This window comes from Streptomyces sp. NPDC046909 (genome assembly GCF_040644695.1).
Classification (GTDB): domain Bacteria; phylum Actinomycetota; class Actinomycetes; order Streptomycetales; family Streptomycetaceae; genus Streptomyces.
Genome location: NZ_JBEYXC010000003.1, coordinates 561,768 through 577,656, shown reverse-complemented (window position 1 = coordinate 577,656; position 15,889 = coordinate 561,768). Strand labels below are relative to the sequence as shown.

The following is a 15,889-nucleotide window of genomic DNA, read 5'->3' as shown; positions in this document are numbered from 1 at the left end:
GCCGTCATGACGGTCATGGAGCAGCGGGGCGCGTACCGGCCATCGCCGCCGCCCGCCTGGCAGCCCCGCACGGACCCCGCGCCGCTGCTGCCCGACGCCGAGCCGTACCGCGTCCTCGGCACGGACGCGGCCGCGCAGGCCGACCCCGGCCTGCTGCGCCGCCTGTACGCCGAACTGGTGCGCGGCCGTCGCTACAACGTCCAGGCCACCGCCCTCACCAAGCAGGGCCGCCTCGCCGTCTACCCCTCCAGCACCGGCCAGGAGGCCTGCGAGGTCGCCGCCGCGCTGGTCCTCGAAGAGTGCGACTGGCTCTTCCCCAGCTACCGCGACACCCTCGCCGCCGTCGCCCGCGGCCTCGACCCCGTCCACGCGCTGACCCTGCTGCGCGGCGACTGGCACACCGGCTACGACCCGCGCGAACACCGGATCGCCCCCCTGTGCACCCCCCTCGCCACCCAGCTCCCGCACGCCGTCGGCCTCGCCCACGCCGCCCGCCTCAAGGGCGACGACGTGGTCGCGCTCGCCATGGTCGGCGACGGCGGCTCCAGCGAGGGCGACTTCCACGAGGCACTGAACTTCGCCGCGGTCTGGCAGGCGCCGGTCGTCTTCCTCGTCCAGAACAACGGCTTCGCGATCTCCGTCCCGCTCGCCAAGCAGACCGCGGCCCCGTCGCTGGCCCACAAGGCCGTCGGCTACGGCATGCCCGGCCGGCTGGTCGACGGCAACGACGCGGCCGCCGTGCACGAGGTCCTCGCCGATGCCGTACGGCACGCGCGCGCGGGCGGCGGTCCCACCCTCGTCGAAGCCATCACCTACCGCGTCGAGGCCCACACCAACGCCGACGACGCGACCCGCTACCGGGGCGACGCCGAGGTCGAGACCTGGCGCCGGCACGACCCGATCGCCCTCCTGGAACACGAACTGACCGCGCGCGGACTCATCGACGACGACGGCATACAGGCCGCGCGCGACGCCGCCGAGACCATGGCCGCCGACCTGCGCGAGCGCATGAACCAGGACCCGGCGCTCGACCCGATGGACCTCTTCGCCCACGTCTACGCCGAGCCCACCCCCCAACTGCGCGAGCAACGGGCACAGTTGCGGGCCGAGCTGGCGGCGGAACACCTCGACCAGGGGGGCACGCACCGATGACCACCGTCGCCCTCAAACCCGCCACCATGGCGCAGGCCCTCACGCGCGCGATGCGCGACGCGATGGCCGCCGACCCGACCGTGCACGTCATGGGCGAGGACGTCGGCACCCTCGGCGGGGTCTTCCGCGTCACCGACGGCCTCGCCAAGGAGTTCGGCGAGGACCGCTGCACCGACACCCCCCTCGCCGAGGCCGGCATCCTCGGCACCGCGGTGGGCATGGCGATGTACGGCCTTCGGCCGGTCGTGGAGATGCAGTTCGACGCGTTCGCCTACCCCGCCTTCGAGCAGCTGATCTCCCACGTCGCCCGCATGCGCAACCGCACGCGCGGCGCGATGCCGCTGCCCATCACCGTCCGCGTCCCCTACGGCGGCGGCATCGGCGGCGTCGAGCACCACAGCGACTCCTCCGAGGCCTACTACATGGCGACCCCGGGCCTGCACGTCGTCACGCCCGCCACCGTCGCCGACGCCTACGGCCTGCTGCGCGCCGCGATCGCCTCCGACGACCCGGTCGTCTTCCTCGAACCCAAGCGCCTGTACTGGTCGAAGGACACCTGGAACCCCGAGCATCCGACGGACGTTGAACCGATAGGCCGCGCGATGGTGCGGCGCTCGGGCCGGAGCGCCACGCTCATCACGTACGGGCCGTCCGTACCCGTCTGCCTCGAAGCCGCCGAGGCGGCTCGGGCCGAGGGGTGGGACCTCGAAGTCGTCGACCTGCGCTCGCTGGTGCCGTTCGACGACGAGACGGTCTGCGCGTCGGTACGGCGGACCGGACGCGCGGTCGTCGTACACGAGTCGGGCGGGTTCGGCGGCCCGGGCGGGGAGATCGCGGCCCGTGTCACGGAGCGCTGCTTCCATCACCTGGAGGCGCCGGTGCTGCGCGTGGCCGGGTTCGACATCCCCTACCCGCCGCCGATGCTGGAGCGTCACCACCTGCCCGGCGTGGACCGGATCCTGGACGCCGTGGGGCGCCTGCAGTGGGAGGCCGAGAACTGATGGCACAGGTCCTGGAGTTCAGGCTCCCCGACCTCGGGGAGGGGCTCACCGAGGCGGAGATCGTGCGCTGGCTGGTGCAGGTCGGCGACGTCGTCGCCGTCGACCAGCCGGTGGTCGAGGTCGAGACCGCCAAGGCACTGGTCGACGTGCCGTGCCCCTATGGCGGCGTGGTCACCGCGCGGTTCGGCGAGGAGGGCACGGAACTTCCCGTGGGGGCGCCGCTGCTGACGGTGGCGGTCGGGGCACCGGTCGCCACCGGCGCGGCGGAGGCCCTGCCGGAACCGGGCTCCGGTACCTCCGGTCAGAAGAGCGAGGGCTCGGGCAACGTCCTCGTGGGATACGGCACTTCGGAGGCACCGGCGCGACGGCGCAGGGTGCGGCCCGAACAGCGGGCGGCAGCGGCGGCGAACGGCCGGCCGGTGGTGCCCGAAGTGGTGGAGGGCCCGGTTCCGGTGATCTCCCCGCTGGTGCGCCGCCTCGCCCGCCAGAACGGCCTCGACCTGCGGGAGCTGACCGGCTCCGGGCCTGAGGGGCTCATCCTGCGGGCGGACGTCGAGTACGCGCTGCGAGCCGCGGAGGCACAGGCCCGCCCCGCACCCGTGCCGGCCGCCATACCGGACGCGACGCTCGCCCCCGCCCGCACCGCCGGAGGCCTCCGCACCCCCCTCAAGGGCATCCGCGGCGCCGTCGCCGACAAGCTCTCCCGCAGCCGGCGCGAGATCCCCGACGCGACCTGCTGGGTGGACGCCGACGCCACGGAGCTGATGCGCGCGCGTACGGCGATGAACGCGGCGGGCGGGCCGAAGATCTCCCTGCTCGCGCTCCTCGCCCGGATCTGCACCGCCGCCCTCGCCCGGTACCCCGAGCTCAACTCCACCGTCGACATGGAGGCCAGGGAGGTCGTCCAGCTCGACCAGGTGCACCTCGGGTTCGCCGCGCAGACCGGGCGCGGGCTCGTCGTGCCCGTCGTCCGGGACGCCCACGCGCGCGACGCCGAGGCGCTGAGCGCGGAGTTCACGCGACTGACCGAGGCGGCCCGGGACGGGAGGCTGACGCCCGCGGACCTCACCGGCGGCACCTTCACACTGAACAACTACGGCGTCTTCGGCGTCGACGGCTCCACGCCGATCATCAACCACCCCGAGGCCGCCATGCTCGGCGTCGGCCGCATCGTCCCCAAGCCATGGGTGCACGAGGGAGAACTGGCCGTGCGGCAGGTCGTCCAGCTGTCGCTCACCTTCGACCACCGCGTCTGCGACGGCGGCACCGCGGGCGGCTTCCTGCGGTACGTGGCGGACTGCGTCGAACAACCGGCGGTGCTGCTGCGCACCCTCTGATCCAACAGCCCGCGCATGCTCTGATTGCGCGGTCTCCCCCGCGTTCCCTGTGATCGCCAGGGCACGCATACTCGGGGGGTGACCGCATACGACGTCGTCGTGCTCGCCGGAGGTGCCGCCCGGCGGCTCGGCGGCGCGGACAAGCCCGCCGTACGGGTGGGCGGCCGGGCGCTGCTCGACCGGGTGCTGGCCGCCTGCGCCGACGCGCGCACGACCGTGGTGGTCGCCGACCCCCGGCCCACCTCCCGGCCCGTGACCTGGGCCCGCGAGGACCCGCCCGGCGGGGGCCCGCTCGCCGCGCTCGGCGCCGGGCTGCACCACACCACGGCACCGGACGTCGTCGTCCTCTCCGCCGACCTGCCGTTCCTCGCGCCCGACACCGTCCGGCAGCTGCTGACGGCCCTGCGGGAGAGCGACGCCGACGGCGCCCTGCTCACCGACGCCGACGGCCGCGACCAGCCGCTGGTCGCCGCGTACCGTACGGCCGCGCTGCACCGCGAGCTGACGGCGCTCGCGAAAGCGGCATCGATCAGCGGCTCCGCCGCGGGCGACGGCCTCACCGGGCTCCCGCTGCGGCGGCTGACCGGCGCACTCCACCTCACCCGCGTCCCCGACCCCGTCGCGTCCTTCGACTGCGACACCTGGGACGACATCGCCACCGCCAGGGCACGCATCAGGGAGCATGGTCACGTGTTGGATGAATGGATTTCCGCAGTCAAGGACGAGCTGGGCATCGAGCTCGACGTCGACACCGGCGTCCTGCTCGATCTCGCGCGCGACGCCGCCCACAACGTGGCCAGGCCGGGTGCGCCGCTGACCACCTTCCTCGTCGGCTACGCCGCCGCACAGGCCGGGGGAGGCCCGGAGAAGGTCGCCGAGCTCGCCCAGAAGGCCGCCGCCCTCGCCCTCGGCTGGTCCGAGGAGGACACCTCCGACGCCCAGCCCGCCCCCGCCGCTGATCCCCAGCCCGGCACGGACGCCGGATGACCGCCCGGACCGGCGCGGACGCCGAGGCCGCCGAGGACCTGGACGTCGAGGAGGTGCTCGCCCTCGTGAACGACAACGGCCGTACCCCCGCCGACGGGACGCCCGCGTCCCCGCCCGCCTCCTCACCCACCGGCGCCACCAAGCCGGACGCCCACCACAAGGCCACCGCCTGGCCCGAGGCCCGCGCCATCGCCGCCCGCGCCGCGCGCACCGCGACCCGGGCCGCCCGCCGCGCCCCCGTCTCCGTCCCCCTCGGCGCCGCTCTCGGCCTCACCCTGGCCGCCCCCCTCACCGCCCTCACCGACCTGCCCTCCTTCGACACCTCCGCGATGGACGGCTGGGCGGTCGCCGGACCGGGCCCCTGGGACGTACGGGACGAGGGCGTCCTCGCCGGGCATGCGGAGCCGCAGCCGCTCACCGACGGGGAGGCCGTCCGGATCGCCACCGGCGCACGGATCCCCCCGGACACCACCGCCGTCCTGCGCAGCGAGCACGGCCGTACCGACGCCCAGGGCCGACTGCACGCCGTCCGGGACCTGGCACACGGTCAGGACATCCGCCCCCGGGGCCAGGAGTGCCGTAACGGCGATCAACTCCTGCCCGTCGGCACCTTCGTGACCCCGGCCGTCCTCGGACTCGCCGCCGCCGCCGGATACGACACCCTCAGCGCGGTCCCCCGCCCCCGCGCCGAAGTCCTCGTCCTCGGCGACGAGTTGCTCACCGAAGGACGCCCGCACGACGGCCTGATCCGGGACGCCCTCGGCCCGATGCTCCCGCCGTGGCTGCGCGCACTCGGCGCCGAGGTCATCGCCGTACGCCGGCTCGGGGACGACGCGAGCGCCCTGTACAAGGCGATCACCAGCTCCGACGCCGACCTGATCGTCACCACCGGCGGCACCGCCTCCGGCCCCGTCGACCACGTCCACCCCACCCTGAAGCGGATCGGCGCCGAACTCCTCGTCAACGGTGTCAAGGTCCGCCCCGGCCACCCCATGCTGCTGGCCCGCACCAAGGAGAACCAGCACCTCGTCGGACTGCCCGGCAACCCCCTCGCCGCCGTCTCCGGCCTGCTCACGCTCGCCGAGCCGCTGCTGCGGACCCTCGCCGCGCACCCGGCCCCGGAGCCGTACGGGGTGCCGCTGCGGGAAGAGGCGCACGGGCACCCGTACGACACCCGGCTCATCCCCGTCGCCCTGCGCGGCGACAGTGCCGTACCACTGCACTACAACGGTCCGGCCATGCTGCGGGGCATCGCGGCGGCGGATGCGCTGGCCGTCGTACCGCCTGGTGGTGCCCGGCCCGGTCAGGTGCTCGAACTGCTTGATCTGCCCTGGGCGTCCGCCGGGATCGAGGTGTGTTTCACGTGAAACTTCCGGGCCATGACGCGATCGCCCGCCAGGCGGACGAACATCTCGTGACCCATCGAGTGAAACTCCCGAAGAAGGCGGTGGAGAACCCGTTCCGGCAGGTCGCCAAGCGGCTCGCCATGGCGCTGCTGGTGCTCGCGGCCACCACCTTCCTCGTCTACGCCGACAGCAGCGGCTACAACGACAACTCCGACGGCTCCGTGGACTTCCTCGACGCGGCCTACTACGCGACCGTCACCCTCTCCACCACCGGCTACGGCGACATCACCCCCGTCAGCGACGGCGCCCGGCTCACCAACATCCTCGTCATCACGCCCCTGCGCGTGCTGTTCCTGATCATCCTGGTCGGCACCACGCTCGAAGTCCTCACCGAACGCACGCGGGAGGAATGGCGGATCAACCGCTGGAGGTCCACCTTGCGAGAGCACACCGTCGTCGTCGGGTTCGGCACCAAGGGGCGGTCGGCGATCCAGACCGTCTGTGCCACGGGACTGAAGAAGGAGCAGGTCATCGTGGTCGACCCCAGCGCCAAGGTGATCGACGCGGCCACAGCCGAGGGCTATGCGGGGATCGTCGGGGACGCGACACGCAGCGAGGTGCTGAAGCGGGCCGAGGTCCACAAGGCGCGGAAGATCATCATCGCCACGCAGCGGGACGACACGGCCGTCCTGGTGACGCTCACCGCCCGGCAGCTCAACAAGGCCGCCAAGATCGTGGCTGCGGTGCGCGAGGAGGAGAACGCGCCGCTGCTGAAGCAGTCCGGTGCGGATGCCGTCATCACCAGCGCCAGTGCCGCCGGGCGGCTGCTCGGGCTTTCCGTGCTGAGCCCCGCCGCCGGCATGGTGATGGAGGACCTCATCCAGCAGGGCAGCGGGCTCGACATCATCGAACGGCCGGTCATAAAGGCCGAGGTGGGAAAGAAACCGCGGGAGACGGAGGACCTGGTGGTGAGCGTCGTACGCGGGCATCGGGTGCTCGGATACGACGATCCGGCCGTCGGGACGCTCGAGTTGACGGACCGGCTGATCACGATCGTGCGGGTGACGCCGGGCACGCAGGTCGCGCCCGACGCCCGTCCGATTCCCGAGGACTGACCGTCATTTCCTGTTGTACAGCCGCATGGTGACCGGGCCGAAGACCGCGACGAACAAGCCTGCCCACCCCAGCGACCAGGCGACCTCGTCGGCGGGCCAGTCGCCCGCCATCAGGCCCCGTACGGCCGAGGACAGATGGGTGATCGGGCTGTTGTTGACGAAGGCCTGGAGCCAGCCCGGCATGGTCCTCGGGTCGACGAAGACGTTGGACAGGAAGGTCAGCGGGAAGATCACCATCATGCTGACGCCCATCACCGACTTCTCGGTGCGCAGCAGCAGCCCGAACATCGTCCAGATCCACGAGAACGCGAACGAGAACACGACCAGCAGGGCGATCCCCGCGAGGACGCCGCCGACGCCGCCGTCCGGGCGGTAGCCGATGACCATGCCGACGACGAGCATCACCACGGACGCGATCGTGTAGCGCAGGGCGTCGCCCAGCAGATAGCCGACCATCGTCGACGGACGCCAGATGGGCAGCGAGCGGAAGCGGTCGAAGACGCCCTTCTCGATGTCGGTGTTGACCGAGACACCGGTGTACATCGTGATCATCACGACCGACATCACCAGGATGCCCGGCAGCAGGAACTGGATGTACTCCTTCGGGGACCCGGCCAGGGCGCCCCCGAACAGGTACGTGTACATCAGCACCATCATGATCGGGAACGCGGTCACGTCGAAGAGCTGCTCGGGCACATGCTTGATCTTGAGGATCGCCCGCCAGCCGAAGGTGAGCGAGGCGGACAGCGCGCTGGGCCGCGCCGGCCGCTCCCCGGCCACGAGCAGAGCGGCCAGCGACTCGGCACTGACCGGCGCGAGTTCCTTGGTCTCGGTGGTGGTCGCGGTGCTCATGCCGCCGCCTCCTCGGTCTCGTGGCCGGTCCCCTGCGTGTCGTGGCCGGTCTCGTGGGTGTCGTGTCCGGTGAGGGCGAGGAACACCTCGTCCAGGCTGGGCTGCCCCAGCGAGAAGTTGTCGACGGTGATGCCGGTACGGGCCAGCTCGGCGAGCGCGCGGGACGCCTGCTCGGCGGCGGAATCCCCGCTCGCCCCGGACAGCCGCGCGGTCAGCGCCACCGGATCCGGTTCCCGTTGTACGTCGGTGTCGAGCGCGCGCCTCAAGAGGTGCTCCGCCTCCGGCCGCCGCGCTGGATCCCGCAGCCGCAGATGAACGGACCCGGCGCCCACGGACGCCTTCAGCTCGCCCTTCGTGCCCTCCGCGATCACCTTGCCGCGGTCGATGACGGCGATCCGGGACGCCAGCTGGTCCGCCTCGTCCAGATACTGCGTGGTCAGCAGCACGGTCGTGCCCTGGGCGACGACCGCGCGCACGATGTCCCACACCTGGTTGCGGCTGCGTGGGTCCAGGCCGGTCGTCGGCTCGTCCAGGAACAGCAGGTCGGGGGTGTTCAGGATGGACGCGGCGATGTCGATACGGCGCCGCATGCCGCCCGAGTAGTGCTTGACCTGCTTTCCGGCCGCGTCCGTCAGCCCGAAGGCCTCCAGGAGCTGGGCGGCACGTACCCGCGCGGCCTTCTTGTGGTGGCCGAGGAGCCGGGCGAGCAGGATCAGGTTCTCGGCGCCGGTCAGGTCCTCGTCGACGGAGGCGTACTGGCCGGTGAGGCTCACCCGGCCGCGCACCTCGTCGGCCTCGCGGACGACGTCGTGGCCGAAGACGTGGGCTTCTCCGCCGTCGGGGCGGAGCAGGGTGGCGAGCATCTTCACAGTGGTCGTCTTGCCGGCGCCGTTCGGGCCGAGGACGCCGTAGACCGTGCCGGCCGGGACGGCCAGGTCGACTCCGTCGACGGCCCTTGTCTCGCCGAAGGTCTTCACCAGTCCTGCGGTCTCGATGGCCAGGCCGGAGGTGTGCTGGCTCATGGTGGGGTTTCCTTCCGCGTGCGGGGCGCCGGCGCTTGCTTGGGCTACGCATGGGGAGACTTTTACGGTCGCGCGAACTCATCGGTTTCGCGCGGGGAATTTTGGGGGCCGGCGCCGTCCGGGGGTGCCTGGCCGGGTTGTCGGGCGGCTGCGGGTGCGTGGGGGTTGCGCGCGCAGTTCCCCGCGCCCCTAGGGCAGATGCAGGAGCCCCCAGCTGTAGCGTCAAGGGCATGCATGCGATCGCGATTCCTGAACCCGGTGGGCCTGAGGCGTTGGTCTGGAGCGAGGTCCCTGAGCCTGTGCCCGGTGAGGGCGAAGTGCTGGTCGAAGTGGTGGCCAGTGCCGTCAACCGGGCCGACATCCTGCAGCGCCAGGGTTTCTACAATCCGCCGCCCGGCGCCTCCCCCTACCCCGGACTCGAGTGCTCCGGGCGGATCGTCGAGCTCGGGCCAGGGGTTTCCGGCTGGGGCGTCGGCGACGAAGTGTGTGCGCTGCTCGCGGGCGGCGGGTACGCGGAGAAGGTCGTCGTTCCGGCGGGGCAGCTGCTGCCCGTTCCCAAGGGTGTGGATCTCCGGCGGGCCGCCGCGCTGCCCGAGGTGACCTGCACGGTCTGGTCGAACGTCTTCATGATCTCCCACCTGCGTCCCGGCGAGACGCTGCTCGTGCACGGCGGCTCCAGCGGCATCGGCACGATGGCGATCCAGCTCGCGAAGGCCGTCGGCGCGAAGGTCGCGGTCACGGCGGGTACGAAGGAGAAGCTCGCGCACTGCGCCGACCTGGGCGCGGACGTGCTGATCAACTACCGCGAGCAGGACTTCGTGGCCGAGGTGCAGGCCGCTACGGGCGGGGCGGGAGCCGACGTCATCCTCGACAACATGGGCGCCAAGTATCTCGACCGCAACGTCCAGGCCCTCGCGGTGAACGGCCGCCTCGCGATCATCGGCATGCAGGGCGGCATCAAGGGCGAGCTCAACATCGCCGCGCTCCTCAACAAGCGCGCCGCGATCAGCGCGACCTCGCTGCGGGCCCGGCCGCTCGCCGAGAAGACGGCGATCGTGGCGGCGGTGCGTGAGCATGTCTGGCCGTTGCTGGACGGGGGGCATGTCCGTCCCGTGGTGGACCGTGAGCTTCCGATGAGCGACGCGGCGGCGGCGCATCGGGTGCTGGAGGAGAGCGGGCATGTGGGGAAGGTGCTGCTGGTCGTGGAGTAGGGCGGGGAGGGCTTGCGGCGGGGGTCGCCTCCGCGTCGGCGTTCAGCCTCGGCGGAGCCGTACCCCTAGCAGGGCGAGTCCCAGGCCGAGCCCGATCAGGACCAGACCGCTGCCGAGCGGCAGGATCCGCAGGACGGGCTCCACGGCGCGTTCCGCGTGCGCGACGGACTGCTGGGCGGGCTGAGGTGGCGGGGCGAGGGTCGTTGTCGATGTCGTCGGCGGGGTGGCTTCGCGCGACGGTTTCGATACGGGGGTGGCGGCGCCGTTGGTGGGGGCGTCGGCGTCGGAGGCGTGATCGGGGGCCGTCTTGCCCCCGGCCTCCGTGTCCGGCTTCTCCTCGGCGGCTTCCTGGTCCGTCGCCCCGTCGGGCCTCGCCGCCTCCTGCCGTCCTGGCCGTTCCCGCCCCTCGCCCGCCCGGCTCCCGGCGCGGGAAGGCTCGGGGGCCGGCGGCGCGGACGCGGACGGTTTGGGCCGCGGTGCTGTCAGCGGGCCGTGCGCGCCTCGCGCGGCCTCGGTCTCTCGCGCTCCGGGTGCGGGCTCCGTGCCGCGCGTCTCCCGTGCGGGATGGGTGTCTCGTGCCGCGGGCGTGGGTGCTCCGGCCGGCGCCTTCGGCTCGGTCGCGGCGTCCGGCGTTCCGGGTGTGGCTGCTCCGGGGGTGGCCGCTCTGCCGGGCGTGTGCCTGCTGCCCTGTGCGGTGCCTTGTGCTCTGGCCACACCCTCCGCCGCCCCCACCCCGCACGGCGCTGCCACCGCCCCCACTCCCAGGGCGATCACCAGTCCAGTAGCGCGCACTGTGCGCAGCCATCGCGTCACGGAACCAGCGTCACACCGCTCGGGGATTCCGGCATTCCGGGTGCCGCCGAAGTACCGGGGCGGACGCACAATCCGGGTATGTCGATACGACACGGCCTGCTGGCGCTCCTCGAACGCGGCCCCCGCTATGGCTCACGGCTGCGTACCGACGGGATGGTCGCGCAGGAGGGCGTGGACGAGGCGGGGCGGGCGCTGTACGGGCTGACGGAGGCGGGCCGGGCCGAGCTGCGGGGCTAGGCCCTGTCCGGCGGATCATGCCGGCGTCGCGGGGTCTGAGGGGCCCCCACCGCGTCGCCGCCCTCCTCCGCCTTGCAGCTGCACGCTCCCCCACTCTCGACTTCGCTCGAGCGGGAGGGGCCCCCATCGCCCCCGCTCGGGTCAGCCTGGCAGGCACCGCTCCTTACAGCCGGCCTGATCCGCCGGACAGGCCCTGGTTCGCGCGGCCCGTGGAGCGGGAGACGCCGCCGCGGGACGAGCTGGCGATCAAGCTGGTGATGGCGGTGGGGGGTGCCGGCGTCGACGTACGGCAGGTCGTCGAGGCCCAGCGGCGGCATGTCTCGCGCGCCCTGCACACGCATCTGCGGCAGCGGGCCGAGGCCCTGGCGCGGGCGCCCGAGCATCCGGACGACGTCGCCCGGCTCCTGGTGCTGGAGCAGCTCCTCTGCCACACGGAGGCGCTGAGGTTCACCCAGTCCCGTGAAGCCGGTGACTGACACTCCCAGCTCACCACCTCTCCCTCCGACGGAAACTTCCGCACCGTAAACGGTGGATCACCCTCCACCGGGGGCACCTCAGTGGTGAGGTGTAGTGGTGCGAGAGAATGGCGGCATGGAGATGCCGAGGAACGAACGGTCGCCCGAGCAGCCCCAGATCCTGGTCGTGGGTCAGGACGGTATGGCGCTCGGCGGCACCGGGGACGAGGACTCCCGCGAGATTCCGGTGACGGAGATGGTGGAGCAGCCCGCCAAGGTCATGCGGATCGGCAGCATGATCAAGCAGCTTCTGGAGGAAGTGCGCGCGGCTCCCCTCGACGAGGCCAGCCGGGTGCGGCTCAAGGAGATCCACCGCAGCTCGGTGAAGGAGCTGGAGGACGGTCTGGCCCCGGAACTTGTCGAGGAGCTGGAGCGGCTGTCGCTGCCGTTCACGGACGGCGCGACCCCGAGCGACGCCGAACTGCGGATCGCTCAGGCCCAGTTGGTCGGCTGGCTGGAGGGTCTCTTCCACGGGATCCAGACCACCCTGTTCGCCCAGCAGATGGCCGCGCGGGCGCAGTTGGAGCAGATGCGCCGGGCGCTGCCGCCGGGTGTGGGCCACGACGGCGAGGACGGGCACCCGGGCGGCCGCTCGGGCGGGCCGTACCTCTAGGACGTACGCCCGGACAGATGTCGAGAAGGGGCCGGCGTCAGTGGACGCCGGCCCCTTCACTCATGTCTCACGCCCAGGTGATCAGCCGCTTGGGCTGCTCCAGGATCGCCGCCACGTCCGCCAGCACCTTGGAGCCCAGCTCCCCGTCCACCAGACGGTGGTCGAAGCTGAGGGCCAGCGTGGTGACCTGACGCGGCTTCACCTTGCCCTTGTGGACCCACGGCTGGAGCTTGATCGCGCCGACCGCGAGGATCGCGGACTCGCCGGGGTTGAGGATGGGCGTACCGGTGTCGACGCCGAAGACGCCGACGTTGGTGATCGTCACCGTGCCGCCCTGCATCGCCGCGGGGGACGTCTTGCCCTCGCGTGCCGTCGCCACCAGCTCGCCCAGGGACTCCGCCAGCTGCGGCAGGGTCTTGGCGTGGGCGTCCTTGATGTTCGGGACGATCAGCCCGCGCGGGGTGGCCGCGGCGATGCCCAGGTTCACGTAGTGCTTGAGCACGATCTCCTGGTTCGCCTCGTCCCAGGACGCGTTGACGTCCGGGTTGCGCTTGATGGCGACCAGCAGGGCCTTGGCGATGAGGAGGAGCGGGTTCACCCGCAGGCCCTGCATCTCCTTGTCCGCCTTGAGCTGCTCAACCAGCTTCATCGTCCGCGTCACGTCGATCGTCACGAACTCCGTGACATGCGGCGCGGTGAACGCCGAACCGACCATCGCCGCCGCCGTCGCCTTGCGCACGCCCTTGACCGGGATACGGGTCTCCCGGGCCGTGTCGTACGTCGCCACGGGCGCGGACGCGGGGGCCCGCACCGGCGCGGGCGCTTCGACGACCGTCGGCTCGGGAGCCGGGGCCACCGCCGCGTGGACGTCCTCGCGGGTGATGATGCCGTCCGGGCCCGACGGGGTGACCGTCGCCAGGTCGACACCGAGATCCTTGGCCAGCTTGCGCACCGGCGGCTTCGCCAGCGGACGCTCCTTGACGGCCGCGTGGCCGTTGAGCTCGGTCTGGATCGCCGCCGAGGCCTCCTGGACCGGGACCTGGGGCCCCTTCCGGGGCCGCCGCTTCGTCGAGGACGCGGCGACGCCGTACCCGACGAGCACCGGTTGGCGTCCCTCGGGCTTCTTCTCCGGCTCCGGTGCGGGGGTGGTTTCCACGGGTGCAGGAGCCGCCCCGCCCGACACATCCACGGCGATGATCGACGTACCCACGTCGACCGTCGTGCCCTCGGGGAAATGGAGCTCCCGGACGATCCCGTCGTACGGGATGGGCAGTTCGACTGCCGCCTTGGCGGTCTCGACCTCGCACACCACCTGGCCGTCGGTGACCTGGTCGCCGGGCTGGACGTACCACTTGAGGATCTCGGCCTCGGTGAGGCCCTCGCCCACGTCCGGCATCTTGAACTCGCGTACGGACGCTTCCGTCATCGTCGTCACGACCCTCTCCTCAGTACGCCAGGGCACGGTCGACGGCGTCGAGTACCCGGTCCAGGCCCGGCAGGTACTCCTCCTCCAGGCGGGCCGGCGGGTACGGGGCGTGGTAGCCGCCGACCCGGAGCACCGGGGCCTCCAGGTGGTAGAAGCAGCGCTCCGTGATCCGGGCGGCGATCTCCGCGCCCGAGCCGAAGAACACCGGCGCCTCATGGACGACGACCAGGCGGCGGGTCTTCTCCACCGAGGTCTGGATGGAGTCGAAGTCCAGCGGGGACACCGAGCGCAGGTCCAGGACCTCCAGGTTCCGGCCCTCCTCGGCGGCAGCGGCGGCCACCTCCAGGCAGGTCTTCACCATCGGGCCGTACGCCACCAGCGTCAGGTCGGTGCCCTCGCGGACCACCCGCGCCTTGTGCAGCGGGCCGGGGATGGCCTCCGTGTTGACCTCGCCCTTGTCCCAGTAGCGGCGCTTGGGCTCGAAGAAGATCACCGGGTCGTCGCTCTGGATGGCCTGCTGCATCATCCAGTACGCGTCGGACGGGTTGGACGGGGAGACGATCTTGAGGCCCGCCACGTGCGCGAAGAGCGCTTCCGGGGACTCGGAGTGGTGCTCGACCGCGCCGATGCCACCGCCGTACGGAATGCGCACGACGACCGGGAGCTTGACCTTGCCCAGAGAGCGGGCGTGCATCTTCGCGAGCTGCGTGACGATCTGGTCGTACGCCGGGAAGACGAAGCCGTCGAACTGGATCTCCACCACCGGGCGGTAGCCGCGCAGCGCGAGGCCGATCGCGGTGCCGACGATGCCGGACTCGGCGAGCGGGGTGTCGATGACGCGGCTCTCGCCGAAGTCCTTCTGGAGGCCGTCCGTCACACGGAAGACGCCGCCGAGCTTGCCGACGTCCTCACCCATGATCAGGACCTTGGGGTCCGTCTCCAGGGCGCGGCGCAGCGAATCGTTGATCGCCTTGGCCAGGGCCATGCTTTTGATGGTCGCAGCTTCGGTTGCCATGATCAGACCCCCTCTTCCTCGGCGAACGACGCCTGGTAGGCGGCGAACTGGGCGCGCTCCTCGTCGACGAGCGCGTGCCCGTCCGCGTACGCGTGCTCGAAGATGGCGAAGTGGTCCGGGTCCGGCATGGCACGGACCGCCTCACGCACTCGCTTGCCCAACGCCTCGCTCTCGGCCTCGAGTTCCGCGAAAAATCCCTCGTCCGCGTGGTTTGAGGCCTCCAGGTACTGGCGAAGGCGCAGGATCGGGTCCTTCGCCTCCCACGCGACCCGCTCCTCGTCGGCCCGGTACTTGGTCGGGTCGTCGGAGGTGGTGTGGGCGCCCATCCGGTAGGTGTACGCCTCGACCAGCGTCGGGCCCTCGCCGTTGCGGGCCCGCTCCAGCGCCCACTGGGTGACCGCGAGACAGGCCAGTACGTCGTTGCCGTCCACGCGGACGCCCGGGAAGCCGAAGCCCTGCGCGCGCTGGTAGAGCGGGACGCGGGTCTGCTTCTCGGTGGGCTCGGAGATCGCCCACTGGTTGTTCTGGCAGAAGAACACGACCGGGGCGTTGTAGACCGCGGAGAAGGTGAAGGACTCGGCGACATCGCCCTGGCTGGACGCGCCGTCGCCGAAGTAGGCGATGACCGCGCTGTCCGCGCCGTCCTTGGCGACGCCCATGGCGTAGCCGGTGGCGTGCAGCGTCTGCGAGCCGATGACGATGGTGTAGAGCTGGAAGTTGTTGCTGTTGGGGTCCCAGCCGCCGTTGTTCACACCGCGGAACATGCCCAGCAGGTTGGTCGGGTCGACCCCGCGGCACCAGGCGACGCCGTGCTCGCGGTAGGTCGGGAAGACGTAGTCGTCGTCGCGCAGGGCCCGCCCGGAGCCGATCTGGGCGGCCTCCTGGCCGAGCAGCGACGCCCACAGGCCGAGCTCGCCCTGGCGTTGCAGGGAGGTGGCCTCGGCGTCGAAGCGGCGGGTGAGCACCATGTCGCGGTACAGACCGCGGAGCTCTTCGGGGGTGATGCCGGCGACGTACTTGTCGTAGACCGCGTTCTTCGCGGTCTTGACGCGCTTGCCCTCGGGCGTCAGCAGCTGAACCAGCTCGGGCTCGGTGCTCGGGGACTTTTTGGTCCCGGCGCTGCGTCGCGGCTTGCGCGCGGCAGTGCTCTCCACGGTCACGTGTGCTCCTCCGTCGGTCCGGCATCCCGGGTTCGCCGGGTGCCAGTACGGCTCACCTGAAGCCCGTCGGCCGCACGGGGTGGGTGC

At 72.0% G+C, this 15,889-nt stretch carries 15 protein-coding genes and 1 pseudogene; 10 read left to right on the top strand and 6 right to left on the bottom strand.

The features are described 5' to 3' along the window. Positions 1-6: 6 nt before the first annotated feature. From pdhA (ABZ928_RS11425) to ABZ928_RS11400, 6 genes are all read left to right on the top strand, one after another. Positions 7-1,152, top strand: a complete 1,146-nt coding sequence (pdhA, locus tag ABZ928_RS11425; RefSeq protein WP_361517073.1) for a pyruvate dehydrogenase (acetyl-transferring) E1 component subunit alpha — start codon at positions 7-9, stop codon at positions 1,150-1,152. Next, on the top strand, positions 1,149-2,153 hold the full coding sequence (locus ABZ928_RS11420) for an alpha-ketoacid dehydrogenase subunit beta (protein WP_361517071.1): 1,005 nt from the start codon (positions 1,149-1,151) through the stop codon (positions 2,151-2,153). The genes pdhA (ABZ928_RS11425) and ABZ928_RS11420 overlap by 4 nt, the downstream gene beginning before the upstream one ends. Continuing rightward, positions 2,153-3,490: a dihydrolipoamide acetyltransferase family protein gene (locus ABZ928_RS11415; RefSeq protein ID WP_361517069.1), complete on the top strand. Its 1,338-nt coding sequence runs from the start codon at positions 2,153-2,155 to the stop codon at positions 3,488-3,490. Before ABZ928_RS11420 ends, ABZ928_RS11415 begins: the two co-directional genes overlap by 1 nt. Before the next feature lie 78 nt (positions 3,491-3,568). Then, a complete protein-coding gene (locus tag ABZ928_RS11410) occupies positions 3,569-4,477 on the top strand; it encodes an NTP transferase domain-containing protein (protein WP_361517067.1) in 909 nt (302 codons plus the stop codon). Beyond that, the gene (locus ABZ928_RS11405; RefSeq protein WP_361517066.1) at positions 4,474-5,844 is read left to right on the top strand and encodes a molybdopterin molybdotransferase MoeA; all 1,371 of its coding nucleotides are present in this window, start codon (positions 4,474-4,476) and stop codon (positions 5,842-5,844) included. The genes ABZ928_RS11410 and ABZ928_RS11405 overlap by 4 nt, the downstream gene beginning before the upstream one ends. After that, a complete protein-coding gene (locus ABZ928_RS11400) occupies positions 5,841-6,938 on the top strand; it encodes a potassium channel family protein (RefSeq protein ID WP_361517065.1) in 1,098 nt (365 codons plus the stop codon). The genes ABZ928_RS11405 and ABZ928_RS11400 overlap by 4 nt, the downstream gene beginning before the upstream one ends. A gap of 3 nt (positions 6,939-6,941) precedes the next feature. Here the strand turns inward: ABZ928_RS11400 and ABZ928_RS11395 are convergent, their stop codons facing one another. Together ABZ928_RS11395 and ABZ928_RS11390 are read right to left on the bottom strand one after the other, a co-directional pair. Then, entirely contained in the window at positions 6,942-7,790 is an 849-nt protein-coding gene (locus ABZ928_RS11395; RefSeq protein WP_361517064.1) for an ABC transporter permease, read from the bottom strand. Beyond that, a complete protein-coding gene (locus tag ABZ928_RS11390; RefSeq protein WP_361517063.1) occupies positions 7,787-8,812 on the bottom strand; it encodes an ATP-binding cassette domain-containing protein in 1,026 nt (341 codons plus the stop codon). The genes ABZ928_RS11395 and ABZ928_RS11390 overlap by 4 nt, the downstream gene beginning before the upstream one ends. 230 nt (positions 8,813-9,042) lie before the next feature. Between ABZ928_RS11390 and ABZ928_RS11385 the strand changes: the two genes are divergently transcribed. Then, positions 9,043-10,023 (top strand): NAD(P)H-quinone oxidoreductase, encoded by a 981-nt coding sequence (locus tag ABZ928_RS11385; RefSeq protein WP_361517061.1) that lies wholly within the window; start codon positions 9,043-9,045, stop codon positions 10,021-10,023. Positions 10,024-10,065: 42 nt separating this feature from the next. Here ABZ928_RS11385 and ABZ928_RS11380 read toward each other — a convergent pair whose 3' ends face one another. After that, on the bottom strand, positions 10,066-10,836 hold the full coding sequence (locus ABZ928_RS11380; protein WP_361517060.1) for a hypothetical protein: 771 nt from the start codon (positions 10,834-10,836) through the stop codon (positions 10,066-10,068). A 33-nt stretch (positions 10,837-10,869) separates the two neighbouring features. On the opposite strand from ABZ928_RS11380, the pseudogene ABZ928_RS11375 reads away from it, so the two are divergent. From ABZ928_RS11375 to ABZ928_RS11365, 3 genes and pseudogenes are all read left to right on the top strand, one after another. Beyond that, positions 10,870-11,067 (top strand): annotated as a pseudogene (locus ABZ928_RS11375) (PadR family transcriptional regulator); the annotation flags it as partial. Positions 11,068-11,282: 215 nt separating this feature from the next. After that, a complete protein-coding gene (locus ABZ928_RS11370; protein ID WP_361517058.1) occupies positions 11,283-11,549 on the top strand; it encodes a hypothetical protein in 267 nt (88 codons plus the stop codon). Between the two features lie 115 nt (positions 11,550-11,664). Then, positions 11,665-12,201 carry a bacterial proteasome activator family protein gene (locus ABZ928_RS11365; RefSeq protein WP_361517056.1) on the top strand — a complete coding sequence of 179 codons (537 nt, stop codon included), beginning with the start codon at positions 11,665-11,667 and terminating at the stop codon, positions 12,199-12,201. Between the two features lie 67 nt (positions 12,202-12,268). Here the strand turns inward: ABZ928_RS11365 and ABZ928_RS11360 are convergent, their stop codons facing one another. From ABZ928_RS11360 to pdhA (ABZ928_RS11350), 3 genes are read right to left on the bottom strand one after another with little or no spacing between them, the layout of a single operon-like run. Then, the gene (locus ABZ928_RS11360; RefSeq protein ID WP_361517054.1) at positions 12,269-13,636 is read right to left on the bottom strand and encodes a dihydrolipoamide acetyltransferase family protein; all 1,368 of its coding nucleotides are present in this window, start codon (positions 13,634-13,636) and stop codon (positions 12,269-12,271) included. Positions 13,637-13,646: 10 nt separating this feature from the next. After that, positions 13,647-14,642 (bottom strand): alpha-ketoacid dehydrogenase subunit beta, encoded by a 996-nt coding sequence (locus tag ABZ928_RS11355; RefSeq protein WP_361517052.1) that lies wholly within the window; start codon positions 14,640-14,642, stop codon positions 13,647-13,649. 2 nt (positions 14,643-14,644) lie between these two features. Beyond that, positions 14,645-15,802 carry a pyruvate dehydrogenase (acetyl-transferring) E1 component subunit alpha gene (gene pdhA, locus ABZ928_RS11350; protein WP_361517051.1) on the bottom strand — a complete coding sequence of 386 codons (1,158 nt, stop codon included), beginning with the start codon at positions 15,800-15,802 and terminating at the stop codon, positions 14,645-14,647. Positions 15,803-15,889 lie beyond the last annotated feature (87 nt).

Bases quoted from the DNA above. Each gene is read 5' to 3' on its own strand.
- pdhA (WP_361517073.1), top strand. From the start codon at position 7: ATGACGGTCATGGAGCAGCGGGGCGCGTACCGGCCATCGCCGCCGCCC.
- ABZ928_RS11420 (WP_361517071.1), top strand. From the start codon at position 1,149: ATGACCACCGTCGCCCTCAAACCCGCCACCATGGCGCAGGCCCTCACG.
- ABZ928_RS11415 (WP_361517069.1), top strand. From the start codon at position 2,153: ATGGCACAGGTCCTGGAGTTCAGGCTCCCCGACCTCGGGGAGGGGCTC.
- ABZ928_RS11405 (WP_361517066.1), top strand. From the start codon at position 4,474: ATGACCGCCCGGACCGGCGCGGACGCCGAGGCCGCCGAGGACCTGGAC.
- ABZ928_RS11395 (WP_361517064.1), bottom strand. From the start codon at position 7,790: ATGAGCACCGCGACCACCACCGAGACCAAGGAACTCGCGCCGGTCAGT.
- ABZ928_RS11390 (WP_361517063.1), bottom strand. From the start codon at position 8,812: ATGAGCCAGCACACCTCCGGCCTGGCCATCGAGACCGCAGGACTGGTG.
- ABZ928_RS11385 (WP_361517061.1), top strand. From the start codon at position 9,043: ATGCATGCGATCGCGATTCCTGAACCCGGTGGGCCTGAGGCGTTGGTC.
- ABZ928_RS11365 (WP_361517056.1), top strand. From the start codon at position 11,665: ATGGAGATGCCGAGGAACGAACGGTCGCCCGAGCAGCCCCAGATCCTG.
- ABZ928_RS11355 (WP_361517052.1), bottom strand. From the start codon at position 14,642: ATGGCAACCGAAGCTGCGACCATCAAAAGCATGGCCCTGGCCAAGGCG.